The organism is Psychrobacter sp. 1Y4, from assembly GCF_051847555.1.
In genome coordinates, this window is the sequence record NZ_JBPYDE010001166.1 from 1 (window position 1) to 515 (window position 515).

Annotated in this window: 1 pseudogene; it reads left to right on the forward strand. The window is 45.0% G+C overall.

Features of this window, described 5'->3' with window-relative positions:
* Positions 1-343: pseudogene (locus ACS8FC_RS20960) on the forward strand (DUF3100 domain-containing protein); the annotation flags it as partial.
* Positions 344-515: the final 172 nt, after the last annotated feature.

Here is a 515-nt window from a genome sequence, read left to right on the forward strand (position 1 = left end):
CTCTGCGCTACCTGCCATGTTAATTCTATTCGGGTGCTGTATCGTTGGTGTCTTACTAAAGGAAGTCATTCCGGTCAATGTCCCCGCTATTGCTTGGATATCTATTGTGGCTATTTTGATATCTCTGCCACAGTTTCCGATGAGCGAGTACGTCTTAGTAGAAACAGATAAGTTAGGCGTGTTGCAACTTATTACTCCGGTACTTGCCTATGCAGGGTTTGCAATTTCTCAGATGGAAGTGAATTTGTTTAAAAAATCCGGATTTAAAATCGCAGTGGTTGCCTTGCTCACCTTTACGGGCACTTTCTTGGGTTCTGCCATAGTGGCCCAAGCCTTGCTGTAAAAGATGTCCATTGGTATGGGTCACGGCACTGACAGATCGTCGGTGCTCGGCCTGATGGGAAGGTATAGTTAAAAAACAATAAAAGCGCTACGCTACTGCTCATATTAATTTTCGAAGCCTCTGTCTGCGTAGGCACAGCACGCCAGAAAATTGATATGAGCAGTGCATGATG